This window comes from Longimicrobium sp., from assembly GCF_036387355.1.
Taxonomy (GTDB): domain Bacteria; phylum Gemmatimonadota; class Gemmatimonadetes; order Longimicrobiales; family Longimicrobiaceae; genus Longimicrobium.
Genome location: NZ_DASVTX010000503.1, coordinates 13,396 through 39,675 on the forward strand (window position 1 = coordinate 13,396; position 26,280 = coordinate 39,675).

The 26,280-nt window shown below is 70.4% G+C and carries 20 protein-coding genes; 9 read left to right on the plus strand and 11 right to left on the minus strand.

Features of this window, described 5'->3' with window-relative positions; translation table 11 throughout:
- Positions 1 to 17 precede the first annotated feature (17 nt).
- Positions 18 to 1,181, minus strand: coding sequence for an MBL fold metallo-hydrolase (locus VF665_RS26035; RefSeq protein ID WP_331055593.1), 1,164 nt, complete (start codon positions 1,179 to 1,181; stop codon positions 18 to 20).
- A gap of 184 nt (positions 1,182 to 1,365) precedes the next feature.
- Between VF665_RS26035 and VF665_RS21850 the strand changes: the two genes are divergently transcribed.
- The 4 genes from VF665_RS21850 to VF665_RS21865 all read left to right on the plus strand — a co-directional run bounded on the left by VF665_RS21850 (position 1,366) and on the right by VF665_RS21865 (position 6,648).
- Positions 1,366 to 2,364, plus strand: coding sequence for a rod shape-determining protein (locus VF665_RS21850; protein ID WP_331055594.1), 999 nt, complete (start codon positions 1,366 to 1,368; stop codon positions 2,362 to 2,364).
- A 263-nt stretch (positions 2,365 to 2,627) separates the two neighbouring features.
- The gene (locus VF665_RS21855) at positions 2,628 to 4,943 is read left to right on the plus strand and encodes a DUF2723 domain-containing protein (protein ID WP_331055595.1); all 2,316 of its coding nucleotides are present in this window, start codon (positions 2,628 to 2,630) and stop codon (positions 4,941 to 4,943) included.
- Between the two features lie 253 nt (positions 4,944 to 5,196).
- Entirely contained in the window at positions 5,197 to 5,379 is a 183-nt protein-coding gene (locus tag VF665_RS21860) for a DUF1540 domain-containing protein (RefSeq protein ID WP_331055596.1), read from the plus strand.
- Between the two features lie 663 nt (positions 5,380 to 6,042).
- Entirely contained in the window at positions 6,043 to 6,648 is a 606-nt protein-coding gene (locus tag VF665_RS21865) for a DedA family protein (protein ID WP_331055597.1), read from the plus strand.
- 855 nt (positions 6,649 to 7,503) lie between these two features.
- Here the strand turns inward: VF665_RS21865 and VF665_RS21870 are convergent.
- Entirely contained in the window at positions 7,504 to 9,207 is a 1,704-nt protein-coding gene (locus VF665_RS21870) for a bifunctional diguanylate cyclase/phosphodiesterase (RefSeq protein ID WP_331055598.1), read from the minus strand.
- Positions 9,208 to 9,832: 625 nt separating this feature from the next.
- On the minus strand, positions 9,833 to 11,050 hold the full coding sequence (locus VF665_RS21875) for a CapA family protein (protein ID WP_331055599.1): 1,218 nt from the start codon (positions 11,048 to 11,050) through the stop codon (positions 9,833 to 9,835).
- A gap of 225 nt (positions 11,051 to 11,275) precedes the next feature.
- Between VF665_RS21875 and VF665_RS21880 the strand changes: the two genes are divergently transcribed.
- From VF665_RS21880 to VF665_RS21890, 3 genes are all read left to right on the plus strand, one after another.
- Positions 11,276 to 12,619 (plus strand): amidohydrolase family protein, encoded by a 1,344-nt coding sequence (locus VF665_RS21880; RefSeq protein WP_331055600.1) that lies wholly within the window; start codon positions 11,276 to 11,278, stop codon positions 12,617 to 12,619.
- A gap of 155 nt (positions 12,620 to 12,774) precedes the next feature.
- Positions 12,775 to 13,530 carry a TIGR04255 family protein gene (locus tag VF665_RS21885; RefSeq protein ID WP_331055612.1) on the plus strand — a complete coding sequence of 252 codons (756 nt, stop codon included), beginning with the start codon at positions 12,775 to 12,777 and terminating at the stop codon, positions 13,528 to 13,530.
- Positions 13,531 to 13,881: 351 nt separating this feature from the next.
- Entirely contained in the window at positions 13,882 to 14,433 is a 552-nt protein-coding gene (locus VF665_RS21890; RefSeq protein WP_331055601.1) for a hypothetical protein, read from the plus strand.
- 36 nt (positions 14,434 to 14,469) lie between these two features.
- Here the strand turns inward: VF665_RS21890 and VF665_RS21895 are convergent, their stop codons facing one another.
- The 6 genes from VF665_RS21895 to VF665_RS21920 form a co-directional block, all read right to left on the minus strand.
- Complete coding sequence (locus tag VF665_RS21895) at positions 14,470 to 15,825, minus strand: cytochrome P450 (RefSeq protein ID WP_331055602.1); 1,356 nt, start codon at positions 15,823 to 15,825, stop codon at positions 14,470 to 14,472.
- A 4-nt stretch (positions 15,826 to 15,829) separates the two neighbouring features.
- Positions 15,830 to 16,720, minus strand: coding sequence for a signal peptidase I (lepB, locus tag VF665_RS21900; RefSeq protein WP_331055603.1), 891 nt, complete (start codon positions 16,718 to 16,720; stop codon positions 15,830 to 15,832).
- Between the two features lie 175 nt (positions 16,721 to 16,895).
- Entirely contained in the window at positions 16,896 to 17,561 is a 666-nt protein-coding gene (locus VF665_RS21905) for an ATP-binding cassette domain-containing protein (RefSeq protein ID WP_331055604.1), read from the minus strand.
- Between the two features lie 2 nt (positions 17,562 to 17,563).
- Positions 17,564 to 18,247: a molybdate ABC transporter permease subunit gene (gene modB / locus VF665_RS21910; protein ID WP_331055605.1), complete on the minus strand. Its 684-nt coding sequence runs from the start codon at positions 18,245 to 18,247 to the stop codon at positions 17,564 to 17,566.
- Positions 18,247 to 19,041: a molybdate ABC transporter substrate-binding protein gene (gene modA / locus VF665_RS21915; RefSeq protein WP_331055606.1), complete on the minus strand. Its 795-nt coding sequence runs from the start codon at positions 19,039 to 19,041 to the stop codon at positions 18,247 to 18,249. Before modA ends, modB begins: the two co-directional genes overlap by 1 nt.
- Positions 19,042 to 19,361: 320 nt before the next feature.
- Positions 19,362 to 20,228, minus strand: coding sequence for a dienelactone hydrolase family protein (locus VF665_RS21920; RefSeq protein WP_331055607.1), 867 nt, complete (start codon positions 20,226 to 20,228; stop codon positions 19,362 to 19,364).
- A gap of 178 nt (positions 20,229 to 20,406) precedes the next feature.
- Here VF665_RS21920 and VF665_RS21925 point away from each other — a divergent pair, with 178 nt between their 5' ends.
- Entirely contained in the window at positions 20,407 to 21,618 is a 1,212-nt protein-coding gene (locus VF665_RS21925; RefSeq protein ID WP_331055608.1) for an SDR family oxidoreductase, read from the plus strand.
- A 517-nt stretch (positions 21,619 to 22,135) separates the two neighbouring features.
- On the opposite strand, the gene VF665_RS21930 is transcribed toward VF665_RS21925, so the two are convergent.
- Entirely contained in the window at positions 22,136 to 24,529 is a 2,394-nt protein-coding gene (locus VF665_RS21930; RefSeq protein WP_331055609.1) for a transglycosylase SLT domain-containing protein, read from the minus strand.
- A 115-nt stretch (positions 24,530 to 24,644) separates the two neighbouring features.
- On the opposite strand from VF665_RS21930, the gene VF665_RS21935 reads away from it, so the two are divergent.
- The gene (locus VF665_RS21935; RefSeq protein ID WP_331055610.1) at positions 24,645 to 25,088 is read left to right on the plus strand and encodes a DUF1622 domain-containing protein; all 444 of its coding nucleotides are present in this window, start codon (positions 24,645 to 24,647) and stop codon (positions 25,086 to 25,088) included.
- A 190-nt stretch (positions 25,089 to 25,278) separates the two neighbouring features.
- Here the strand turns inward: VF665_RS21935 and VF665_RS21940 are convergent, their stop codons facing one another.
- A complete protein-coding gene (locus VF665_RS21940) occupies positions 25,279 to 26,160 on the minus strand; it encodes an alpha/beta hydrolase (RefSeq protein WP_331055611.1) in 882 nt (293 codons plus the stop codon).
- Positions 26,161 to 26,280 lie beyond the last annotated feature (120 nt).

A 26,280-nucleotide genomic window follows, 5' to 3' on the forward strand; every position in this document is an offset into this window, starting at 1 on the left:
GTCGATTGACCCACCGCCTACAGGATCAGCGGTTCGCGCCGTCCAGCCAGGGACCGGCGCGAGCGCGAGGCACCGGTGGTAGGGTAGTAGCTGAAGCGCGACAGGTCGAAGCCGTCCGTGTCGTCCACCTCCACGTACTCCACCACCGTCACGTCCACCTGCCGGCGGGGAGCCTCGTACGCCTCCGTGCGGCGGTGCCGGCGCGAGCGGGCCACCTTGGCCGCCAGCAGCCCCACGCCGAACGCCATCCCCGCGGCAAGGAACACCTTGTCGCGGTCCACCGCCGACGGCGGGACGCTCACGATCCCGCGCTCGTCCGCCACCGCCGGGTTGTTGACGTACCGCCCGTGCGCAGGCACCGCCCGCTCGCGGAACTCCAGCGCCAGCGCCTTGAGGTCGTCGCGAAGCTCCGGCCCGCCGAGCGGAATGCCGTGCCCGGTGATGGCGATCTCCGGCTCCAGCAGCGCCAGCGCCTGCACGGAAAGCTCGCTGGCCGCCCAGTCCGGCGTGTAGTACATGGGCGGGCCGTTCACCTCCGGCGTCTGCTCCAGCACGTAGCTGAGCGCCTCCTGGCGCGTGGTGACGAACGCGTCGCCGGCAATGAGCGTGCGGTCGCCGTCGCGGAACAGCGACACGTGGCCGGCCGTGTGCCCCGGCGTGTGGATCCACCGCCACCCGGGCATTCCCGGCACCGAGCCGTCCGCCGGAAGCGGCTGCACGCGGGCGCCCAGGTTGATGGGCCCGCGCGGATAGGTGAAGGAAAGGCGCGCCATGGCGCCGCCGCCCACCGTGGGGTCCGGCGGCGGATACTTGGACTCGCCGGTGAGGTACGGAAGCTCCATGGGGTGCGCGTACACCACCACGTCCCACGCCTCCGCAAGCTCGCGCACGGCGCCGATGTGATCGAAGTGCCCGTGCGTGAGGATGATGGCGCGCGGCCGGGCCCCCGCCCCGAAGCGCTCCTCGGCGGCCTCGGTGATCTTGCCCGCGGAGCCGTACAGCCCCGTGTCTACCAGCACCCATCCGCGGTCGCCGGCGCCGCGCGGCCCCACGAACATCACGTTGACGATCTTGGTGCGCAGGTACGCCACGTCGGGCAGCACCTCGCGGGCCAGACCCGTGGACGGGAACTCCTCGCGTTCCCTCTGCTTTCCCGACATCGTCTCCATCGTACCCGCCATCATCCCCTCCCGCGTGAGGCCCCCGCGCGAAGCCCATGCTCCGCATCCACTTGGGCGCGCACGGCGTTGCAAACACCACGCCCGTGCGCCCGATTCGCACGGCGCGCGGCGGGGCGATAGATTGGGCGGCAAGCGGCGCCATGGGGTGGCGCCCGACCGGCGGGATGTGGCAAGGAGCAAGGACGTGGCGGACATCGCGATCGACCTCGGGACGGCGAACACGCTGATCGAGGTGAAGGGCGAAGGGCTGGTGGTGAACGAGCCGTCCGTGGTGGCGGTGGACCGGGAAACTCGCAAGGTGCGGGCGATCGGGCTGGAGGCCAAGCGCATGCTGGGCCGCACCCCCGAAGGCATTCTGGCCGTGCGCCCCATGCGCGACGGCGTGATTGCCGACGTGGACATGGCCGACCTCATGCTGCGGCACTTTCTGGAGCGCGTGCTGCCGCGCGGCTTTTTTCGCGTAAAGCCGCGGGTGGTGATCGGCGTGCCCTCCGGCATTACGGAGATGGAAAAGCGCGCCGTCCGCGCGGCGGTGATGGGCGCCGGGGCGCGCTCCGTCTACCTGATCAGCGAGCCCATGGCGGCGGCCATCGGGGTGGGGCTGCCGGTAACGTCGCCGCGCGGGTCCATGGTGGTGAACGTGGGCGGCGGCACCAGCGAAATCGGCGTGGTGGCGCTCAGCGGCATCGTGGCCGACGCCTCCATTCGCGTGGCGGGGTACGAGATGGACGAGGCCATCGTGGGCTACGTGCGCAAGAGCCGCAACCTGCTCATTGGCGAGGCCACGGCGGAGGGGGTCAAGATCCAGGTGGGCTCCGCCTTTCCGCTGGAAGAGGAGCGGGAGATGGACGTGACCGGGCGCGACCTGGTGAACGGCATTCCCAAGACCGTGCGCGTGAACTCGGTGGAGATCCGCGAGTGCATCGCCGAGCCCGTCGCCGCCATCGTGAGCGCCGTGCGGCGCGCGCTGGAGGTCACGCCCCCGGAACTGGCCAGCGACATTCTGGACGCGGGGATCGTGATGACGGGCGGCGGGGCGCAGCTTCGCGGCCTGGGCCGCCTGCTGAGCCGCGAGACTGGCCTTTCCATCCATCTGGACGAGCAGCCGCTCACCTGCGTGGTGCGCGGCGCCGCCCGCGTGCTGGAAGACTGGGACCTGTACCAGGGCGTCCTTTCGCCCTGACCGCCCCGGCGCTCCGCCCGCGCACAACCCGCTGCCCGCATGACACTTCCGCGCGGGCGGCGGGTACTTCGCCCTGTCCCGCGCGGGAGCGCGGGCCCCTCCACGAGCGCGAGGGCGGCGCCGGGCAACCCTCAGGGGGGCCGGCGCCGTCCCAGTCTGCGTTCCGTGGCTTCCGTACTACCCCAGAGCCGGGCAACCGCTTACATTTCGGCGTTTTTGTCCAAGCCGGCCCTGTCCTTCTGACCTCACGTCCCAGTGGTTTCATGAGTCAAGCCGCCCAGACCGTCCGGCCTGCGCCGTCGCGGACGGAGCTTTCGGTGACCCCCGCCGAGTACCGCCCGCCGTACCTGTGGGCCTCGCTCGCGGCGGTGGCGCTGTTCGCCCTGTACGCGGCCACGCTGGCGCCCAGCACCGCCTTCTGGGACACGAGCGAATACATTGCCACGGGCCACATCCTGGGCATTCCGCATCCGCCGGGGAACCCCACGTTCGTGCTGCTGGCGCGCGTGTGGGAGCTGCTGCTTTCGCCGCTGGGGCTGCCCGTGGCGGTGCGCATCAACCTGTTCTCGGCCGCCATGACGGCGGGGGCCTCGTTCTTCTGGTTCCTGCTGGTGCACCGCATCCTCTCGTTCATCACCCCGCACGAGATCGTGCGGCGGGTGGGCGCGGCGGCGTCGGTGCTGATCTCGGGGACGGCGTTCACGGTGTGGAACCAGAGCAACGTGAACGAAAAGGTGTACACCGTCACCCTGTTCACCGTGGCGCTGATGTCGTGGGTGGCGTTCCGCTGGCGCGACCAGGTGGAAAGCCACGCCGGCCAGAAGGGCGGCCGCTTTCACGACGACAACGCCATTCTGTTCGTGCTGTACGTGCTGGCGCTTTCCATCGGCAACCACAAGATGGCGTTCCTGGCGGCGCCCGCGCTGCTGGTGTTTCTGCTGCTGGTAAAGGCGCGGTCGCTGTTCAACCCGCGGCTGTATCCGCTGGCCGGGCTGGTGATCGTGCTGGGGCTCAGCATTCAGCTGTTCCTGCCCATCCGCTCCAACCTGGACCCGGTGATCAACGAGGCGGCGCCCAAGTGCGAAAGCCTGGCGACCTCCATCACCACCGTGCTCACGGACGGCAAGGTGGACGGCGAGTGCGACGCGCTGGGCGCGTCGCTGCGGCGCGAGCAGTACCAGAAGCCGCCGGTGAGCAGCCGCATGGCGCCGTTCCACATGCAGATGGCGAACTTCTTTCAGTACTTCGACTGGCAGTGGGGCCGCTCCATCGGCGGGCGGGACGGCTACTTTGCCGGCGGCGGCCGCGCCATGCTGAGCATTCTGTTCGGCCTGCTGGGGATCTACGGCGCGGTGGCCAACTTTCGCCGCGACCAGAAGAGCTTCTGGTACATGGCCACGCTGTACTTCATGCTGTCCGTGGGGCTCGTGTTCTACATGAACTTCCGGTACGGGTACATGCAGGGCATGAGCATCGGCGAGTCCAACACGGAGGTGCGCGAGCGCGACTACTTCTACCTGGTGACCTTTTCGGTCTGGGGGCTGTGGGCGGGCATCGGCCTCACCGCGCTCTGGCTGGACCTGGTGGACGCGCTGGGCCGGGGGCGCAAGGCCATCATGACGGCCATGCCGGTGATGGCCATCGCCGCCATTCCGCTGTTCACCAACTACAGCTACGCCACCCGCGCCGACGACTACGCCGCGCGCGACTTCGCGTTCAACCTGCTGCAGTCGGTGGAGCCGTACGGCGTGCTGATCACCAACGGCGACAACGACACCTTCCCGCTCTGGTACCTGCAGGAGGTGGAGGGCATCCGCCGCGACGTGACGGTGATCGTGATGTCGTACCTCAACACGCCGTGGTACGTCAAGCAGCTGCGCGACCTCACCAAGCCGTGCACGCGGCCGGGCGAGGCGGAGTCGGACCCCACGCGCATTCTCTGCCAGCGCGCGTTCGACCCCCGCAGCGCGCCGCGTATGTACGGCTCGCCGCCGCTGCCCAAAAAGAGCATTCTGCCGCTGACGGACCTGGAGATCGAGCAGGTGGCGCGGGCGCCGGGGCAGCTGGCGCAGGACAGCCTGTCGTACACGGCACGGGGAATGACCTTTGTGGTGCCCGACGGCCAGGAGGTGTACGCCGCACACCAGTTCCTGATCCTGATGCTGAACAACGCCTGGGGCGACCGGCCGATCCACTTCGCCACCACCACAAACACGCACATGGAGCTGGGGCTGCTGCAGCACACGGCCCGCAACGGCATGAGCTTCAAGCTGGTGACGCCGCAGGAAGCGCAGATGGGCGGAATGACGCAGATGCCGCCCAGCCTGGACGTGATGCAGTTCACCGGCGGGTACATGGACATTCCGCGGAACCGCGCGCTGCTGGACCGCGAGCTTCAGTTCCGCGGGCTGGACACGCGTCCCGTGTGGGCGGACGACGCCACGCGCAACATTCCCATGCAGTACACGTACACCTGGCTGGCGATGTCCACCGCCGAGCGGGTGCGCGGGAACGAGGCGCAGGCCGGCAAGGACGAGGCCCGCGCCGAGGTGTTCCAGAAGCTGGCGCGCGACCGCTGACGCGTTCCGGATCCAGTGGATGAGAAGCGCCCCGCCGGCACCGTCCGGCGGGGCGCTTTCCCTTTTCCCCCGGCGCGCGCGGCTGGGGCTTCCTGTTCTGCCCGGCGGGGTGGCCGCACAAGCTTTGCAGAGCGGATGAGAATCATTCGCAAGTTGTTGGGGATCGGTGGTTTGCGCGCTGGAGGGAGTGGCCCGCGCCTTGCTAAGTCCCCGCCGCGAGCACGACACCTCCAACTCAACCGGAGAGGGTTTGATGCAGAATCCCATGGAGCGGCCGCAGGCGCAGACGTCGGTCGTGGGCGCGTGCACGGTCACCGACTGCAAGTTCAACGAGAACCACGAGTGCCACGCCGGCGAAATCGAGGTTCGCGTGAGCAGCAACGGCGCCGAGTGCGGCACCTACACGCCGGAAGGGAACAACCGTCCGCGCCCCTGACGGCGCGGCGGATGGTCTCTCCGCGATGCGGGCGCCCCTCGGGGCGCCCGCTTTCGTTGGGGGCCAGAGTTGGTATGGGGATCTCACCTGGCTTCGTGGGTGACCCGACTCGTGGCGGGGGCAGTCTTTTCTGAGCGAATGAATTCGCCGCAACAACGGCGGAAAGTCTCCCCAAACAGACGGGGAGACTTCACCTGCACGCGGGGCCGTCCATCGCCGTGGAATCGCATGGACTGCTGCTGCCCCGAGCTCGGCTGAGCGAGTGAACTCGCCGCAACAACGGCTGAAAGCCTCACGGTACTGCTGTGAGGCTGCTCCGGTGCGGATGATGAGTTCAGCGCCGGTATCCGCCCTCGTACCGAACGTCTCCCCCTCCATCCACGCATCCCTGAGCGGATGAATCCGCCGCTCCCCAAGCGGGAAGCCCCGATACGACGCCCACGGCGCCGTTCGGGGCTGCTTCATCTGCGGGGCGCGCGCGGGAACGCGTTCTGCCCATCGAATCGCGCGGCAAGACGGCGTACTCCGATTTCGGCATCGAAGGATGATGAAGCTACGACAAGGTTGGGGGTGTGCATCTGCCCACGCGTTTGCGGCGGCGCACGATCCTGAGCCATCGCACGGCGCGGAACGGTACGCCGGCGTGGTGAGAAAGGAGGCGCCGTGCTCGGGTTCGTGACGGGGCTGCTGGACTCGCTGGGGTACGCGGGGCTGGTGCTGCTGATGTTTCTGGAGAACGTGTTTCCGCCGATCCCGTCGGAGCTGATCATGCCGCTGGCCGGGTACGGCGCGTCGCAGGGCCAGCTCACCCTGGCGGGCGTGATCGTGGCGGGAACGATCGGATCCGTGCTGGGGGCCCTGCCGCTGTACTGGCTCGGCCGCCGCGTGGGGCCCGACCGCCTCAAGACGCTGGCGGAACGGCACGGGCGCTGGCTCGCCGTGTCGCCGGAGGAGATCGACCGGGCGAGCGCCTGGTTCACCCGGCACGGGCGCTGGGTCATCTTCTTCGGCCGGCTGGTGCCCGGCGTGCGCTCGCTGATCTCCATCCCCGCCGGGATCAACCGCATGCCGATGTTCCCTTTCCTTTTGCTCACCACCCTTGGCTCCGCGGTCTGGACCGCGATCCTCGCGCTGCTGGGCTATGAGCTCGGCAGCCGGTTCGGGGAGGTGGAGAAGGTCCTCGGCCCCGCCTCCAACGCGATCCTGGCGCTGATGGTGGGGGCGTACCTGTGGCGCGTGGTCCGCGCCCGGCCCCGGCGCGAGGGGTAGGCAGCCGGTCCCCGCGCTGAGCGGCTGAAGCCGCCGCAACAACGGCTGAAAGCCTCACGATACTGCCGTGAGGCTGCACCAGCGCGGGGCGATGAGTGCGGCGCCGAACGCGGGCTCCACGGCGGCCCCCACCCGGGCCGGCACCACCGGCCCACCCTCCCCCAAAACAGACTGGGGGAGGGTTGTCGAGGCGGCGTCTTTGGTGTGGAGCAGCAGAGATTGGCGACTGAAGTCGCCGCAACAACGACGGAAAGTCTCCCCAAACAGACGGGGAGACTTCACCTGCACGCGGCGGATGATTGGGTGCGGATGGCGGAGTGCACGGCGGGCCCCACCCCGGCCGGCACCACCGGCCCACCCTCCCCCAAACAGGCCCGGGGAGGGTTGATGGTGCGGGCGTTCGGCGCGGCGACCTGCTGAGCGACTGAAGTCGCCGCAACAACTGCTGGAAGCCTCACGGTACTGCTGTGAGGCTGGGCGCGCCGGAGCGCAACCCTGCCTCGAAAGCTCCCCTCTCCGTGCGCAGTTTGCACGGGGAGGGGCCGGGGGTGGGGCCCCGAGGGGCCGAGCGAAAGCCCGCCCTGGTTGCCAACCTCTGCCCTCGCGCGGAGGTCTCCCTTTCTTCCGCGAAAACGGGGGAGAGGGCCGGGAAGTTGGCCTCTCCGCGCGCCCCGCACCATCCGGAGCGCACGATTCTGGGGTTTGCCCCCTCTCCCACATCTGTTCGTGGGAGAGGGGGGCGAGCCTAAGCGAGCCGGGTGAGGGCCCCAGCCCGCGGACCACGCCGACCTCCGCATCCCCGTATCTCGAATCCCGCAGTTCGCCTCACGCACTCACGCACCCACGCACCCAGCACTACCGCACTTCTTCTTCCCCTCCCAGCCTGCGCCCGATCATCGCTTCTGCCTGCTCCGCGGGGACGGGGCGGCTCCACAGGTATCCCTGGCCGTAGGTGCAGCGCATGGCGTGCAGCAGCCCGGCCTGCTCCACCGAGTCCACCCCCTCGGCCGTGGTCTGCAGCCCCAGCGTGTCCGCCAGCGCGATGATGGCGCGCACGATGGCCTGGTGCCGGTCGCCCTGCGCCATCGCCACGATGAACGAGCGGTCGATCTTGAGGATGTCCAGCGGCAGGCGGTGCAGGTACGCCAGCGACGAGTATCCCGTCCCGAAGTCGTCCACCTGCAGCTTGATGCCCAGCCCCTTGAGGTCGTGCAGCACCTCCACCGCCTCGTCAGCGCTCCCCATCACCACGCTTTCCGTCACCTCCAGCTTGAGGCCGGCGGCATCCACGCCGCTGCGGTCCAGCACGGCGCGCACCTCGTCCACCAGCGCCGGGCGAAACTGGCGGACGGACAGGTTGACCCCCATCGCGAGTCCCTGCTGCGACGGGTGCCGCGCCTGCCACTCGCGAAGCTGCGCCGCGGCCCGGTCCAGCACCCACGCGCCCATCGGCACGATGAGCCCCGTCTCCTCGGCGATGGGGATGAACTCCGCGGGCGAAACCAGCCCGCGCTCCGGGTGCTCCCACCGCACCAGCGCCTCGAACCCGCGTACCCGTCCGTCCCGCAGGTCCACGATGGGCTGGTAGAAGACGCGCAGCTCGTCCCGCTCGATGGCGCGGCGAAGCTCCGCGTCCATCCGCAGCGCCGCGGTGGATTCTACGTGCATCTCCTGGCGGAACAGCTCCACCCGGCCGGTGGCGCGGGACCGCGACATGGCGGCTTCCGCCGCGCGCAGCAGGGCCTCGGCGTCCGCCCCGTCGGAGACGGCCAGGCCGACGTCGGAGCCGCAGAAGAGCTCGTGGCCCTCCACCTTGTATCCGCCGGCCAGCGCCCGCCCGATCCGTTCCGCCACGCGCACCGCCTCCGCGGCGCCGCGCACGCCGTTGAGCATCACCAGAAAGTCGTCGCCCTCCGACCGCGCGACCACGTCCTGCGGGCGCACGCAGGCGTCCAGCCGCTGCGCCGCCTTGCTGAGCACCTCGTCGCCCGCGTCGTGCCCCAGCGCCTCGTTGATGCGCTGGAACCGGTTCAGGTCCACCTGGATGAGGGCGATGCGCGATCCGTTGCTCCGGTCCGGCGACGCGAGCGCGGCCTGCAGCCGGGCGACGAGCGCCGCGCGGCTGGGAAGCCCGGTGGCGGGATCGAAGCGCGCCGCGGCTCCGGACCCGCCGCCGTCCGCGGCCGCATGCACGATGGCGTGATACTCCGGCGCGCCCGCGCCTTCCACGCGCACGCACGTCAGCGCGCCGGCGGACGGCTCGCCCGCGGGCCCGCGCAGACGGACGGGGCGGCGGTGCACCTCCGCCCCCGCGGCGAGCTCGCCGGAGAGCCCGTCCCAGTCGGCGGGCTCGGCGAACAGGTCGCGCAGGTGTGCGGGCGCGCCGGCCCCCGCGCCGAAGCGCGCGGCCGCGGCGGGGTTCGCGTCCACGATGCGCCCGTCCGCGGCCGCCAGGCAGACCGCGTCGTCGGTGTGATGGAAGAGCGAGCTGAGGTGGCGGCGCACAGGCATGCGGTGGATGGCGGGAAGGGCGTCGTCGGGCATCGCGGCGCGGATCATGGCTTCGCCCCGGGCGCGTGCCGCGGGATGCACGGATCGCGCGCGGCGATGAGGCACCGTTGCGGATGGAGGATCGTGGTGCTGGTCGGCAAGGTTTGGCGCGGAGCGGGCCGGGGCCCTCACCCGGCTCGCTAACGCTCGCCACCCTCTCCCACGAACACATGTGGGAGAGGGGCACACCACAACGGCGCCCCTCCCCCGACCCCTCCCCGTGCAAACTGCGCACGGAGAGGGGAGAACTGCATCGATGGTGCGCTTCGGATGGTGCCGATGCGGCGGAAGGAGGCCCCCTCCCCCCAACCCCCTCCACCCGCTCCGCGGGAGAGGGGGAGCCGTTCGGAGTTACGTCGAGTTCGGCGCCGATCTCCGTACTCCGCCGGTGCAGCCTCACAGCAGTATCGTGAGGCTTTCAGCAGTTGTTGCGGCGAGTTTACTGCCTCAGCAGGTCGCCCGCATCAACCCTCCCCCAGTCTGTCTTGGGGGAGGGTGGGCCGGTGGTGCCGGCCCGGGTGGGGGCCGCCGTGAGTTCCGCCACCCGCACCCAATCATCCGCCCCGTGCAGGTGAAGTCTCCCGTCCGTTGGGGAGACTTTCCGCCGTTGTTGCGGCGACTTCAGTCGCTCAGCCTACGGCCTGCGGCGCCGCTCGGAGCGGGTGCGTGTCGAGTCCGCGGGGGCGGGGGAGCCGGCGCTTTCCTGGCGCGTGATGTCGCCGGTCGCGGGGTCAATGCGCGCGGCGGTGGCGGCAAGGTCCACGCGGCTCAGCGAATCCGCCAGAATCGCGGCGCGGTTCTCCGTATCCACGGAAAGCAGCCCCGGCGAGCGCTGGCGCGTGGAGCGGAGCTGGGCGCTCGTCACCCGTCCCTCCTCATCCAGCACCGCGCAGGCGATCGCGCCGCGGTTCATGGGCTCCACCAGCGAGAACGGGCCATAGGTGATCAGGTTGCCCAGCGAGTAGAACACGAGGGCGTCGTTCCGCCACTCCACCGCGCGCATCACGTGCGGCCCCGCGCCGAACACCACGTCCGCGCCCGCGTCCACCGCTGCACGCGCGAACGCGATCACGTTGCCGCGGTCCTCGCCGTAGAAGATCTCACTGGCGTTCACCGTGTTCTGCCGCCCGCGCCCCTCCGCCCCCATGTGCATGGTCACCACCACGCGCGGCCAGCGTTCCGCCGCGCGCCGCACGTGCCGCCGCACCGCGGACAGGTTGCGCGGGTCCGGCCCCACCCACTGGGCGAATCCCAGGAACGCCACCGTGTCCCCCCGCGCGGTCGCGACCACGGTGGCCAGCGTGTCCACGCCCGTTACCTGCACTCCGGCATCCGCCAGCCCACGGAGGGTGATGCGCCGTCCGATGTCGCCGTCGTCGCGCGCGTGGTTGTTGGCGACGTTGCCGATGACTGCCGCGTGTTCCGCCACCCGGCGCATGGCCCCGGCGGACGCCGCCGGCATGCGGAAGGCGTAGCAGGCCGTGCTGCCCGGCGCGCACTTGCGGCGGTTGATGGGTCCGTCGCCCACCGCGCCCTCCACGTTCAGCAGCACGATGTCCGCGTCCTCCAGCAGCGGGCGCAGGGGCGCCAGCAGCGAGTCCGGCGACGGAAGCGCCTCCACGCGCCGCCCCAGCCGCTGGCGCGCGGTGAACACCCACGCCGTGTCCAGGTTGGTGCCCAGCGTGACGTCTCCGCCCGAGCACACCCGCACGCCGGGCGTGGTGTCCGGCCGCACGGGGGGCGGACGCCGGGCCTGCGCATCGGCGCTTTCCGCCAGGAGGCAGGCGGCGAGCACGAGCAGCGCGGCGCGCGCGGCGTGCCGGAGCGGAATCCTGCGGTGTGTGCAGTGCACGATGGATGACGGGAGGGGGCGGGGTGTGCCGGACGGCACAAGATGGGGACGCGGACGGGCGAATCCAAGTGCCACAACGCGCGGACCCGCCCCGCCGGGACAGTTCGTGGAACCGACGGGTCCCGTCCACGCGACCGCGCTGGGGCCGCTGGCGAACGGGGGAAACGGATGCGACATTGGCCGGCCATCCCGAACCCATCCAGCCCACCCGTGTGAGGACGCAGCATGCTCCACTCTCTTTTCCGCGCCGCCGCGCTGGCCTTGGCCGGGGCGCTGTTCGCCGGCGCGGCGGCCGCGCAGCCCACGCTTCCCACCCGCGGAACCGGCACCGTGGTGCTGCGCGCTGCGCGGATGATCGACGGCACCGGCGCCGCCCCGGTGCAGAACGCCGTCATCGTGGTGACGGACGACCGCATCGTGGCCGTGGGGTCCGCGGGATCGGTGCAGGTTCCGCAGGGCGCGCGCGTGGTGGACCTGGGCAACGCCACGCTGCTGCCGGGGTTCATCGACGCGCACACGCACATCATCGGGCGGGCGCTGGGCGATCCGGGGTCCGCGCGGGCCGCGACGCACGACTTCAGCGGCTTCGGCCCCATCCTGGGCGTGGCCAACGCGCACGCCACGCTGATGGCCGGCTTCACCACCATCCGCAACCTGGGCTCGCCGGACTTTGACGACATCGCGCTGCGCACGGCCATCGACCAGGGCTACGTGGCGGGGCCGCGCATGCAGACGGCGGGGCACTCCATCGGCATTACGGGCGGGCACTGCGACGAAAACGGATTTCGCCCCGGGCTGATGGAGCACGACTACCGCGAAGGAATCGCCAACGGCGCGGACGAGATCCGCGCGGCCGTGCGCTACCAGGTCAAGTACGGCGCGGACGTCATCAAGACCTGCGCGACGGGCGGCGTGCTGAGCGAGGGCGACGCGGTGGGGGTGCAGCAGTACACGGCGGAGGAACTCGGCGCGCTGGTGCAGGAATCCACCAACCTGGAGCGGCGGGTGGCAGCGCACGCGCACGGCGCCGAGGGGATCATCGCCGCGGCGAACGCGGGGGTGGCGTCCATTGAGCACGGCTCGTTTCTGAACGAGGAAGGCGCGCGGCTGATGGCCCGGCGCGGCACCTTTCTGGTGCCCACGCTGTCCGCGGGCGAAACGGTGATGCGCGCGGCGGACAGCGGCGTGCTGACCGGCCTTCGCGCGGAAAAGGCGCGGCAGGCGGGCGCGGCCATGCGCAACGCGGTGCGTATCGCGCGGCGGGCGGGCGTGCCCATCGCGCTGGGGACGGACGCGGGCGTAGGCGCGCACGGCACCAACGGGCGCGAGTTCGAACTGATGGTGGAGTGGGGCGGAATGACGCCGCTGGAATCCATCACCGCCGGCACGGGGAGCGCCGCCAAACTGCTGGGATGGGAGAACCGCATCGGCACGCTGCGCGCGGGGCTGCTGGCCGACATCGTCGCCGTCCCCGGCGACCCGACCGCCAACGTGCACGCGCTCACCACGCCGGTGTTCGTGATGAAGAACGGGGTGGTGTACAAGGAGGGTGGGGCGGCGGTGCGGTAGGGGAAGTGCTGAGTGCTGAGTGCTGAGTGCTGAGTGCGTGGGTGGAGTTGCCCGATTCGCGCTCCACAGAGGCCGCCTGCCGATCACGAGACGTCATGCTCAGCTTGCGACTTTTGAGGAGTCCGCGCATCTTCGTGGTCATGGATACTGACCGGATGAGACAACGGTACGCTAACCCGCCTCTAGTCGAGGCTGTTGTGGAATTCCAATTCGTACCCGGTGGGCACGAGTGGGACAGCGTATTTTTCGGTGAGATTCGCAGTGCGCTGAAGGAGATGTTTCCTGAAATCGAGAATGTTGCAGGTGCCGACATCCACATCAACTCTGAAGGGGCAACCGTCACGCCCGCGCCGGAATTGAAACGGTTTCTTCGGACTGATCGAGGAATGGCTGTTACCGTCGGGGCTCACGTGCTCGGTGTTAGCGTGCTTCCTCCGAACCTCGGCCACCATCCAGGTTGGCAAGAGTTCCTAGACACGGCACTGCGGGTGCTCAACGTCTATCTGGAAGTGGTTCATCCCTCCCCAGTGCAACAGATAGGGGTCCGCTATGTGAATGTTCTGGAATTTGGCGCTGGCGCTCCGTCGCTCGAGTCTGTAGTCTCAGGAGCATCGGGTCTGATCCCTCGTCGGCTAACTCAGTCGACAGGACCGTTCACGTATCGCTTCGAACACTTCGTCAGCGCTGACGAAGCAGGCATCCACCGGGAGGCTTTGCAACTAGCAGGTGCAACCAATCCTCCGGGAGCACTGCGCCTGATCGTTGACATCGATCAGATCTGGAATTCTGGGGGGGAGAAGTCGCCGGATCTCATACCGGTATGCAACATGCTTCACGATCAGGCGTATAAGCTTTTCGCTCAGGTCTTTACTAGTAAGATGCGTCGCCTGTTCCACCCCGTCCGACAATAAGCCATGATACAGCTACTTCCCTTGCTTGCTTCGTCGGGTGTGGTTGCGAGTGCCGGCGCGATGGCGACGCTCGACTACAGTCAAGTTACTCGCCGGGCGCAGCGCGTTGGAACGCAGTCCCTTACCTATATACACGGTGCACGCGAGGGACCAACGTCTGTCCTTGAACGGGCGGTGCTGTTGGATGACGCACTCGGCGGGCAGACGCGAGCGGATGCGAAGACGGAAGCGGCTTTCGCTGCGGTGATGAACGCACAGACTCGACCGGCGGTTCCGAACCGTACTGTGCACGGTGCTTTGCCGTTCGGACTTTAGAACGCTTCAACGCGGCCGAAGCGAAAGCGGAGTGTGGTGGAACTGCCCAACATTTTCACGCCAATTCGTCTTTTTAGCCACCCGGAGTTCCTGCAAGGACTCCGGGATTTGGCTTTTCAGGACCCGAACTGGCTATATACTAACGGTCTGCCCGACGAAGAGCCCTTGCAAGGGGATATTTTCCCTAAGGCACAGTTGTACTTCACGGGTCCGGATGGAAAGCCCGTAGAGTACCTCGGACCTGCCATGCTCATAGCAAACAGCTGCGACGCTGTTCCTGCTCAGGATCCAGTGGCGGCAATGGCTCCTGTGGTTGCTCTTGAACCATTCGAACATGAGCGCGGGGCGGGTGATGCAGAGACGCTTCGTAAGAATCGTTTCGCAGCACGAATGTACTTACCGGCTCATGGACGGACTCCAGAGCGTTATGTCGACTTCCGCTACACTGCCGCAGTCTCTACTACCAGAATCCGTGAAATGTTCAAGGCGGCAGGCGGACGCGGGGGGATTATTCGGCTGTCAGAGAGTGGCTGGTATCTTCTGACGGGGAAACTCGCTTACAGTTTCGCTCGCGGAGGTCGAAGCTAGTCCTATCCGTTGTGGATTGAGCGACAGCGCACTCCCCTACCGCACCGCCTCCACCCTCATCTCCAACCCCAGCGGCCGCAGCGTGATCCGCGGCTCGGGGACCGGCTCCGCGCCGGAGACGGGCACCAGCCTCCACCGCCGCGCGAGCGTCGCCAGGGTCAGCACGCCCTCCATCCACGCGAACCCCTCGCCGATGCACTTGCGGATGCCGCCACCGAAGGGAAAGTACGCGAACCGCGGCTGCGCGGCCTCGGCGGCGCCCATCCACCGCTCCGGCTGAAAGGCCAGCGGCTCGCTCCACCAGCGCGCATCGCGGTGCACCACCCACGGGCTCACCAGCACCACGCTCCCCGCGCGGATACGGTAGCCACCCGCCTGCCAGTCCTGCACCGGCTCCCGCCCGATGGTCCACGCGGGCGGATACAGCCGCATGCTTTCCGCCAGCACCGCGCGGGTGTACGGCAGCGCGGGGAAGTCCTCCGCGGTCGGAGCGCGGCCGCCGAGCACGGTCCGCAGCTCTTCGTGCAGGCGCGCCTCCGCCTCCGGGTGGCGGGCCAGCAGGTGCCAGGTCCAGGCGAGCGCGTTGGCCGTCGTCTCGTGCCCGGCCAGAAAGAGCGTCAGCAGCTCGTCACGAAGCTGCAGGTCCGTCATCCCGCCGCCGTCGCCCTCCTCGTCGCGGGCGGCCAGCAGCATGCCCAGCAGATCGTCCCGCTCCGTTCCCGACGCGCGGCGCTCGGCGATGGCGCGGTAGATGGTGGCGTCCAGCCGCTGGCGGGCGCGCCGCATCCGCCGCGTTCCCGGCGTGGGGAGGCGGTCCAGCAGCGGGCCGAACGGGTTGTGCAGCCGGTCGAACAGCCCCAGCGCATCCGTGAGCGCCGCGCCGATCTCGTCCGCCTCCGCCTCCACGTCCGCCCCAAGCAGCGTTTCGCCCGCGATGGCCAGCGTCATCCGCATCATCTCGTGCGCGGCATCCACCCGCGCCCCCGCGCGCCAGCCGTCCGCGGTGGCCTCGGCGCGGCGCACCATGGCGGCCGCCATCCCCGCGACGCGCTCGCGATGGAAGGCGGGCTGCGCCAGGCGCCGCTGCCGCAGGTGAAACTCGCCCTCGCTGGTCAGCAGGCCGTGCCCCAGCAGCACCCGCGCCCGCTGCAGCGCCAGGCTCTTGATGAAGCCGCGGTGGTGGGTCACCAGCACCTCGCGCACCAGCTCCGGGTCGCTGAGCAGGTAGAACCAGCGCGGGCCGATGCGGAACGAGGCCACGTCGCCCCAGCGCGCCTGCATGCGCGAAAGATCGCCCAGCGGATCGCGTCGGAACGCGACCAGCCGGGCGAGGGGAAGCACCGGGCGGGGCCCGGGCGGGTCGGGGAGCGCCGCGGTTGCGCCTGCGCTCATGCGGTCACTTTACCCGGTTGAAGATCCGGTCCCACCGCGCCGCCGTCAGAGGCCGCGGAAAGGCCGCGCTCTCGTTGGTCTTGTCGTACGAGAAGTAGATGAACAGCGGCTTGCCGCGAATCACCTCGCGCGGAATGGGGCCCATGAAGCGCGAATCCAGCGAGCGGTCGCGGTTGTCGCCCATCAGCCAGTAGTGCGCGGGCGGAATCACCAGCGGGCCCCAGTTGTTGCGCGTGGGCTGGTACGTGCGCTTGTCCACCCCCGCCGGCAGCAGCGGAATGTGGTTGTGCGAGCCGTACCGGGCCTGGTCCACCGTGGGGTCCATCATCCCCTGGCCATACTCGGTGATGGGATCGTCGTATCCGTCCACGTACTTGGTGAAGGGCTCCTTGACCGCCTTGCCGTTGAGGTACAGCACCTTGTCGCGCATCTGCAGCGTGTCGCCGGGCACGCCCACCACCCGTTTGACGACGTCGATGCGCGGATTGTTGTACGTCGGGCGAAAGACGACGATCTCGCCGCGCCGCGGGTTGCGCAGCGAGGGGAGCCGGATGTCGGTAAAGGGCACGGTGGCGCCGAACAGCGCGTTGTTCGCCATCAGGTAGTCGCCGATCAGCAGCGTATCCTCCATGCTTTCGCTGGGAATGGAGTACGCGGTAACCAGGAACATGCGGATGACGAAGAACAGCAGCACCGCCCAGAGCAGCGACTTTACCATCTCCAGCGGGTCGTCGCCGCCGCTCTTGACGGGCGCCGGCTTGCGCGCGCGCCGCCCCTTGAGCTCGGGAAGCGGCCGCTTGGCCTCGCGCTCCGCGGGGAGCGCGGAGCCGGCGGCGGGGGCCGGGGGCACGGGTTCGGTGCCGGGAACGGGGTTCCCGATGGGCGGTTTTGCCACGGTGTGCGGATCGGGGAAAACGACGGCGCCGCGCACGAAGGCGGGCGGCGGGCCGGTCAGGTGACGGCGTGCAAGATGGCCCGGAAGGCGGCGGCGGACAACCGCACCGGGACGCTCCGTGTACGCCGGTGCGATGAGAATGTTTCGGAATCCGGCACCGGGGCGCCCGTCCGCCTCACTCCGGATGGACGGAGCGGACGCGGACTTCCCCCGTCTGCCGCCCCCGTTCCAGAAAGAGGATGCGGTTTCCCATGCGCTCCGCTTCTGCCCGGTCGTGGGTGACGAACAGAAACGGAATGCGCCACCCGCGGTGCGCGTCCAGCACCTCGTCCTGCGCGGCGCGGCGCGCGTCGGCGTCCAGCGACGAGAACGGCTCGTCCAGCAGCAGCACGCGGGGATCGCTCATGAGTGCGCGGGCCAGCGCCACCCGCTGCGCCTCGCCGCCGGAAAGCTCCGCGGGAAAGCGCCGCGCCAGGTGCGCGATGCGAAAGCGGTCCAGCAGCGCGTCCAGCCGCTCGCGCGCCGCGTCCTCGCCCACCCGCGCGCCGAAGAGCACGTTGCGCGACACGTCCAGGTGCGGAAAGAGCGCGGCGTCCTGAAACACGAAGCCGCAGCGGCGGTCGCGCGGCGGCACCCACGCGCGCGGCCGGCGGGAAAAGAGGATGCGGTCGCCCAGGCGGATCTCGCCGTCGTCCGGCCGCTCCAGCCCGGCGATGGCGCGCAGCGTCATGGTCTTTCCCGCCCCGGACGGTCCGAAGAGGACCACGATCTCGTCCCCGGCGGTGAAGTCGACGTCCAGGTCAAAGTCGGGAAGGCGCAGCCGGGCGCGGACGTGCAGCACGGTCAGGCGCGCCGGGCCGGGCGCCAGCCGGGCCGCCGCCGCCGCGTCCAGGTGTTCAGCCCCACCACCAGCGCCAGGCTGAACAGGCTGATGGTGAGCGCGTACACCCCGGCCTGCCGCAGCTCGCCCGCGTCGGCCAGGGCGTAGATGGCGAGCGGCACCGTGGCCGTCACCCCGGGAATGTTGCCCGCCACCATGGCCGTGGCGCCGAACTCGCCCAGCGCGCGGGCAAAGGCCAGCACCATTCCCGCCACCAGCCCCGGCCACGCGAGCGGCACGGTGACGCGCAGAAAGACGCGTCCTTCCCCGGCGCCCAGCGTGCGCGCCGCGTCCTCCAGCCGGCGGTCCACGCCCGCGAAGGCGGCCTTGGCGCTCTGGTACATCAGCGGAAAGCTGACCACGGCCGCGGCGATGATGGCCGCTTCCAGGGTAAAGACGAGGCGGATGCCGAACGCCCGGTCCAGCACGCGCCCCACCGGCCCCGTGCGGGCGAGCAGGACGAGCAGCACGTATCCCGTCACCACCGGGGGAAGGACCAGCGGAAGGATGAGAAGGCCGTCCACCAGGTCGCGCCCGGGAAAGTCGCGGCGCGTGACCCAGCGCGCGGCCAGCGTTCCCGCGACGGCCACAAAGGCGAGCGCGGACAGGGCGACGCGCAGCGAGAGCAGGACGGGCGAGGGGTCCATCACTCCGCCGTGAACCCGTGGGCCCGCAGAATCGTGCGCCCCTCCGGGCCGAGGAGGAAGCCGACGAACGCGCGCGCCGCCGCCGTATCCCGGGCCTGCGAGGTGACCGCGATGGGGTAGCGGATGGGCGAGTGCGAGCCCGCTGGCGCCACCGCCACGATGCGCACTCGGCCGCCCGCCGCGGCGACGTCCGTGCGGTAGACGACGCCCGCGTCCGCCTCGCCGGAGGCCACGTAGGCCAGCACGGCGCGCACGTCCTGCCCCAGCACCGCCTTGCCCTGCACCGCGTCGCGGATGCCCAGCGTGCGCAGCACCTGGTCCGCGTACTCGCCCGCGGGCACGGAGGCGGGCACGCCCAGCGCCACGCGCCGCACACGGGGGAGCGCCAGGTCGGCGAAGCCGCGCACCGTGCCCGAATCCGCCACGGCCGGGACGATGAGCACGAGTTCGTTGCCGGCCAGCGGGCGCCGCGAGCGGGGATCCACCAGGCCGCGGGCCTGCAGCGCGTCCATGGGCTTTTCCGCCGCGGAGGCGAACACGTCGGCGGGGGCGCCCTGCTCGATCTGCCGCTGCAGCGCGCCGGACGCGCCGAAGTTGGCGCGGATGTCCACGTCCGGGTGCGCCGCCTCGTACTGCTTTTCCGCGTCCCCGAACGCCTCTCGCAGGCTGGCCGCGGACGACACCGACACCACCGTGCGGGGCGCCTGCTCTTCTTTCGCGCGGTCGGCGCACCCCGCCGCGAGGGCCGTGGCGAGGAGGAGCGCGATCAGCGGATGGCGGTGCGGGCGTGGCATCGGGCGGGGTCGGCCAGGTCAGGGATCAGGCGGGAGGGGAACAATCTGCGGCGAAGCAGCCTTCGTGGCGAGAGCCGGCGCCGTCAACCCCGTTTCTCACAGAGGTCACGGCGGAGGCACGGAGGTCACGGAGGACTGCAACGTGAAAGGACGGGCATCACGGAGACGCAGAGGCGGAGAGAGACAACATCGAAGGACCGATCAGTGATTGGTCCCCTATCTGTTTCCGTTCTCTGTGCCTCTGTGCCTCTGTGTGAGGGTCTGTTGCTGTTCCTCCGTGACCTCGGTGAAGCCTCCGTGCTCTCCGTGAGAAACGCGGATCAGCGGAGATGGCGCGCGAGGAACGCCGTGGTGCGCGCCCAGGAATCCTGCGCGGCGGCGGCGTTGTACGACTGCCCGGACGGATTCGCGAAGGCGTGCCCCGCGCCCTCGTAGACCTGGATCGTCACATCCTTGTTCAGCTCGCGCAGCGTCGCCTCCATCTGGCGTACCTGGGCGATGGGAATCCCCTGGTCCGCCCCGCCGAAAAGCCCCAGCAGCGGTGCGCGCAACTGGGCCAGCTGGTCGCGCTCCGTCACCGGGCGCCCGTAGTACATGACGGCGGCGTCGATCTGCGCGGGCATGTTCAGCGCGCCCTGCAGCGACCATCCGCCGCCGAAGCACCATCCCAGAATACCGATGCGGTCCGCCCCGGTGCGCGACTCCAGCGACCGCACCGCGGCGGCCAGGTTCGCCATCCCGCCCTGCGGATTCTGCATCACCCCGCCCATGAGGGTGCGCGCCTGCTCGGGATTGCTCGCCACCTGCCCGTTGTACATGTCCACGGCGAACGCGCGATACCCTTCGCCCGCCAGGCGGCGCGTCATCATCCGCACGTTGTCGTTCAGCCCGTACCACTCGTGGATGACGACGATGGCCGGCAGCTTGGCGTTCGCGGCGGTGTTGGCCGGGCGCGCCTCGTAGCCGCGCACCTTGACGCCGTTGGCGTCCAGGTACTCCACGTCCTGCGCCACCACGGCCTGGCGCGGCTCCATGGCCGAGCCGTTGGCGGTGGGCGTTTCGCCCGCGTGCTCGTGCGACATGGCGTCCAGGTGCTCGCGGTCGCCGGGGGACGCGGGGCGCGGATCTGCCGTGGCGCAGGCGGCGAGCAGCAGCGCGCCAAGCGCCGTCCAGCGGGGAATGCGCATCAGAGTCTCCAGGAATGGTGAACGCCGCCCCGGACCGGTGCCGGAAGGGCGGAACGGCAGCGGGGATCAGCGCGAATCGTACCGCCGTGTTCAGGGACTGTACAGGGATGGCCCCGGCCCGCGCCTTGCACCCGCACCGCGCCTCAGAATTCGTGTCCAGGCCACAGGGAGAACGCATATGGAGATTCAGCTCAAGCCCGTCCGCGAGCAGGTGATCGTGATCACCGGGGCCTCCAGCGGCATCGGTCTGGCGACGGCGCGCAAGGCGGCCAAGCGGGGCGCCCGCGTGGTGCTGGCCGCGCGCGACGAGCAGGCGCTGCGCCGCATCACCGCCGAAATCAGCGGCGCCGGCGGGAACGCCGTCTACTGCGTGGCGGACACCGCGAGCGAGGACGACGTGCGCCGCGTGGCGGAAACCGCGCTGCGCGAGTACGGCACCATCGACACCTGGGTGAACAACGCCGGCGTGAGCATCTACGGCATGCTGGAGGAAACGCCCCTGCAGGACGCGCGTCGCCTCTTCGACGTGAACTACTGGGGGATGGTGAACGGCGCCATGACGGCGCTCCCCGTCCTGCGGCGCGGGGGCGGCGCGCTCATCAACGTCGGCAGCATCGTGTCGGACCGCGCGGTGCCCATGCAGGGGCACTACAGCGCCAGCAAGCACGCGGTCAAGGCATTCAGCGACGCGCTGCGGGTGGAACTGGAGCACGACGGCGTCCCCGTGGCGGTGACGGTCATCAAGCCGGGCTCCATCGACACTCCTTTTCCGCAGCACGCGCGCAACCTGATGGAGCACGAGCCCACGCTGCCCGCGCCCGTCTATCGCCCGGAGACGGTGGCCGACGCCATCCTGTTCTGCGCCGCGCATCCGCGAAAGTCCGTCACCGTGGGCGGCGGCGGGCGCATGAACGCCATGATGGGCATCCTCGTCCCCGGCGCGGCGGACAAGGCCATGCAGGGGATGGTGGAGCAGCAGCAGAAGGAGGAGCGCACGCGCCCCGGCCGCCGCGACACGCTGTACCAGCCGCCGCTGGACAACGGCGAAACGCGCGGCGACTACGAGGGCCGGGTGATGCGCACCAGCGCCTACACCAAGGCGGTCATGCATCCGGGCGCCGCGGCGCTCGCGCTGGGCGTGGTGGCCGGGCTGGGCGTCGTTCTGGCGGGCGCGGCCGGCCTGCTGGGCGGCCGCGGCGACGCCGAGGACGAGGTGTTCGAGCTGGAGGAGGAAGAGTTTGCTGCGGCGGCGCACGTGGAGCCGGGCGACGAGGTGGGCGTGTACGCGGGCGAGCTGGAGATGGCGAGCGACGACTACGCCGAGCGCGGCGTGGAAACGCTCCCCGGTGGCGACTACGGCTTCCGCGCGGGCGCCGACCAGGCGTACTGACGGCGCGTGCTGCAGGCGGAAAACGAACGCCCCCTCCCGGCCGGAGGGGGCGTTCGGCGTCATGCATCTGATCGTGGAGCCGAACCTTCGCGCGTGCCCTGGCTGTGGCCCTCACCCGGCCGCGCTGAGACGCGTCCACCCTCTCCCACGAACAGATGTGGGAGAGGGGGCACACCCCAACGGCGCCCCTCCCCCGGCCCCTCCCCGTGCAAACTGCCGCACGGAGAGGGGAGAATTCGCACCGGGTTCTCCGGGCTCGTTGCAGTTGAAGCCCCGACTCGTGGACGCGTCAGCGGCCACGAGTCGGGGCTTACCGCTTTCAGAGCGGCGGATTCATCCGCTCATCGCGCCCAACGCGCCGGACCGTCCGCTGCGTCCCGTCCATCGGATCATCTGCTGCGTCCACGCGCCGAATCCGCCGCCGCAGTCCATCCGCCGTTGCCGTCCCTATTCCCTATTCCCTATTCCCTATTCCCTATTCCCTATTCCCTATTCCCTATTCCCTATTCCCTATTCCCTATTCCCTGCCGTCCCCGTACAACCCCCGGTATACCGCCGTATTCCTCGTCAAGATCTTCACGTAATCCCGCGTTTCCTCGTACGGAATCCGCTCGGTGAACAGCTCCTCGTCGCGGTACTCGGGGAGGCGGCGCCAGCGCTCCACGCGCACGGGGCCGGCGTTGTAGGCGGCGTAGACGCTGGGGAGGGAGCGGCGGTAGGCGCGCATCTGGTCCGCCAGGTAGCGCACGCCCATCGCCACGTTGATCTCCGGGTTGAACAGCAGGTCCGCGTCCCACTGCTGGATCTCCAACCCGCGCGCCAGCCCGCGCCCGGTCTCCGGCATCACCTGCATGAGCCCGCGCGCGCCCGGACCGCTCTGCGCCTTGAAGTTGAACCACGACTCCTGCCGGATCATGGCCGCTACCTGCGACGGGTCCAGCCCCGCCGCGCGCGCCTCGCCCTCGATGATGCCGCGGTACGGCAGCGGGTGCAGAATGCGCAGCAGCCGCGCGCTGTTCGGCTCGCCCCCCTTCTGCATGGCGATGCCTACGCGGATGCCCTGCGAGGTGTAGCCGCGTTCGTTGATCTGCTCCGCAAGCGGAAAGAGCAGGCCCCGGTTGTTGCCGGCCTCGCGCACCAGGCGGTCCACCTCCGCCGATGCCTCCGCGTCCAGCCCCGCCGCGCGCAGCAGGTCCACGCCGTACATCCACTCCGCCACGCGGTTGGCTGCCTCCGCGTCCGCCGCCGGATCGGCCTTCAGCGCCACCGGCCAGAACGGCTGCTTCAGGCGCTCCGCCGCCTGCAGCGCGTAATAGGAAAGGGGCTCCTTTTCCCGCACGGAGCCGAAGAGCGGGGCGGCGTCACCCGTCTTTCCCGCTGCGGCGCGGGCGCGCGCGGCCCAGTACGTGGCCTGCGCCCAGTGCTCGCCGCCGGCGTTGTGGGCGCGGTACTCGTCAAAGATCCGCGTGGCACTGGCGTAGTCGCGGGCCAGGTACGCCATGCCGCCCAGCCGCATGAGCGCCAGCCCGGCCGGCTCCGTCCCCGCGAACCGGTCCGCGGTGAGCCGGTAGCCGGCGCGCGCGCCCGCCGCGTCGCCCGCGTCGTGGCTCAAATCGCCCAGCATGAACGCCGCCTCGCCCGCCGCGGCCACGCCGGGATAGCGCATGGCGGCCGCGTTCCATGTCTGCCGCGCCTGCGCCCGCGCGCCGCGCCGGTACTGCGCGCGCCCAACCACGTACATCGCTTCCGCGGCAACCGGCGGCGGCGCGTTGAGCAGCGGCGCGGCGGCGGCGTCTACCTCGGCGAAGCGCCCGGCCCCGAACAGCGCGCGCACCAGCCGCAGCCGCACGTCGCGCGCGGCCGCGGCGTTGGGGCCGGCGGCGGCCAGCCAGGCGCGGTAGCCGTCCGCCGCGCGGGGCTTGTTGCCGTTGCGGTCGTACACGGTGGCGATGGCCAGCCGGTCCGCAGGGGTCAGCCCCGGCAGCGCGCCCAGCCGCCGCGCCGCCTCCACCGCGATGCCGCTTGCCGGCGCCTCGGCCAGCACGGAGCGCAGCAGGGGCGCGGCCTGCGCGGGATCGCTCACCCGCGCCGCGGCCACGGCCATCTCCGCACGCCCCGCCGTGTCGCGTGCCTGCTCGCGAAAGCGCAGTGCCATGGCCCGCGCGCCGGCCGGGTCGCGCGCGGCGGTGTACGCATCCAGCCACGCGCGGCGTGCGCGGACGGGGGATGGCGCGTCTTCCGGCCTGGGCAGAAAGGCGCGGACGCGTGCCGTATCCCCCCGTTCCGCAACGGCTTCCGCGGCCAGGATGGACACCCAGCCGGAGATCACGGGCACGCCGGCGCGGGCGTGCTCCAGCGCGCGGATCCCCTCGTCCATGCGGCCGGCGCGCAGCAGCGCGAGCGCGTAGCGAAGCTCGCCGACGGTGCGCTCGCCCCGTGCGGCCGCGTCGCCGCCCTCCGGGCGCAGCGAGACGTACTTTCCATACGCCTCGGCCGCGTCGTTCCACCGGCCCGCCTGCTCGCGCGCGCGGCCCAGCAGGTACCATCCGTCGCCGCCGGCCGTGCGGTCCAGCCACGGCTTGCCTTCCAGCAGGTCGATCACGTTGTTCCATCCGCCCCACCCGGCCTCCGCCTTTGCCGCCACCACAATGACGGCGGGATCGGTCTGCGGGCCGGTCATGGCGCGAAGGCGGCGGGCCGCGCGCCAGTTGCGGCCCTGCGCCAGCAGCGTCTCGATCTCGTCCGGAAGGTCGGGGCCGCGCACCGCCTGCACCGAGGCGGGCGCGCGAGGCGGATCACGCCGTTCGGGCGCCTGCTTTTCGCCGCCCATCCTCGTGGCCGCCCACACCAGGACGGGAACGAGAAGAACGGCGATTCCTGCGAAAATCTGCTGCTGTCGGGTCAGGCGCATCACGTCCGGAGATTGCGGGTTCGCCGGGCCGGGCTGCGAATCGTGTGCCCGGCCCGGTGCTCTGGACGCGCTCCGGCACTGTCGTTGCCACACCGCGGCGGGAACCCGGGACGGGATGGCGGATGTGCTGATGCAGACGGCGGAAGGCAATTCCCTGTTGGATCAGGTGATCCACGGGATCGCCAAAGGGGTGGAGATCGGCGGGGTGGCCATGCTGGCGGTAACCGCCGTGGCGGCAACCGTGCTGATGCTGGTGGACTGGTGGCGTTCGGGAGGTCGCTTCGCGCCGGCGTACAAGGCCTACCGCCGCAACCTGGGGCGGGGCATTCTGCTGGGGCTGGAGTTCCTGGTGATTGCCGACATCATCGGCACCGTCGCGGTGGAGCCGTCGTTTCACAACCTGGGCATTCTGGCGTTGATCGTCATCATCCGCACCTTCCTGAGCTTTTCGCTGGAGGTGGAGATCGACGGCCGCCTCCCCTGGCGAAAGTCGGGGCGGGAGGATGATGACGAGGATGAGGCCTCCGCCGGCGCCCGCCCCGCGCGCTCGCTCGGCTGATCCGCGCGGTGGCGGCTGGCGGATGGCCGTGGTGATCCGCACGAATCGCGGATGGCGGGAAGGGAATTGCCGGTGATGATGCGGGGGTGGTTGGATGACGGCGCGCTTCCCGCCAGAAGACGCACCGTATCCGCCATGGACAGGGATGACGACGCCGGACCGCAATGAACGCGGTCCGGCGTTCTTTTCCTCATCCCCCCGCCGGACCGAAGAAGCCGGTGAGCAGCGCGTTCACGCGGTCGGGATACTCCGATGCAACCCAGTGGCTCGCTTCGGGGATGCGCTCGATCCGCAGGTTGGGCACCCACGGCTCCAGGCCCTCCGTCAGTTCGAGGGTGAGCGCCTGGTCGCGCACGCCCCAGATGAGCAGCGTGGGATGCGGAATGGTGCGTGTGGGCGGCGGCGGATAACGGACGGCGGCGCGGTAGTAGTTCAGCATCGCGGTCAGGGCGCCGGGCTGGGCGGCGGCGTTCCGGTATCGCCGGATGTCCTCGCCGGAGAACGCGCCGGGGCGCACGGATTCCGCGCGAAAGATGCCGCGCAGCATCCGGTAGTCACGCGCCCGCAGCGCCGCTTCGGGCAGCGCCGGCAGTTGAAAGAAGCCCGCGTACCACGACGCCATCATCTGCCTGGGATTGCGGCGGATTTCGCGCGAGAAGGCGCGCGGATGCGGGGCGTTGAGGATCGCGAGCCGGTCGATGCGCTCCGGGTGCACCATGGCCAGCCACCACGCCACGATGCCGCCCCAGTCGTGCGCCACGACGTGGGCGCGTTCGGCGCCCAGGTGGCGGATGAGGGCGGCGACGTCGTCCACCCGCGACTGCACGCGGTACGGGCGGATGCCGGCGGGCTTGTCTGACTGGTTGTAGCCGCGCAGGTCGGGCGCGACGACGCGGTAGCCCGCGGCGGCCAGGGCGGGAATCTGCTTTCGCCAGCCGTACCAGAACTCGGGAAAGCCGTGCAGCAGCACCATCAACGGCCCCTCGCCGGCCTGTACCCAGTGCAGCCGCACCTCGTTGACGACGGCCTCGTGGTGCGTCCAGGGCTCGGCCTGCGCGGCGGGGTTGCTCATTCTGGAGACGGTTGCTGGTGTGTGCTGGATGTCGGGATCGGGGTGGGTCGATCAACGCCGATCCGCACGGGAGGTGCCGCGGGTTTGGGAGAGCTTGGGGCGGGCCCCCCCCCCGCCCGC